The organism is Faecalibacillus sp. H12, assembly GCF_013361255.1.
Taxonomy (GTDB): Bacteria; Bacillota_I; Bacilli_A; order Erysipelotrichales; family Coprobacillaceae; genus Faecalibacillus; species Faecalibacillus intestinalis.
This window is the reverse complement of the sequence record NZ_JABWDK010000098.1, coordinates 1-246: the sequence shown is the minus strand read 5'-3', so window position 1 is coordinate 246 and position 246 is coordinate 1. Positions and strand designations below refer to the sequence as shown.

At 30.1% G+C, this 246-nt stretch carries 1 pseudogene; it reads right to left on the bottom strand.

Annotated features, from left to right (window positions below):
* Nucleotides 1-55: 55 nt before the first annotated feature.
* Nucleotides 56-246 (bottom strand): annotated as a pseudogene (locus HUU89_RS14580) (ribulose phosphate epimerase); the annotation flags it as partial.

Genomic DNA, 246 nt, shown 5'->3' with positions numbered 1-246 from the left:
ATTTCTTTTTTGTATTCTACTGCTACATGATCATTTCCAATTCCTATTTTCATTTTTATAATCCTCTTAATTTTTCGATGGTTTCTTGATAACTTCTTCCTTTTCCAAATAAAGCACTTGTTCCTAAAATAAATCCCTTAACTCCTATTTTAGACAACATTTCTATTTTCTCTGGCGAACATGCTCCATCGATCATGACATCATATCCTCCATAGTTCTTTGCTTCTTCTACAAACTTTTTAAATT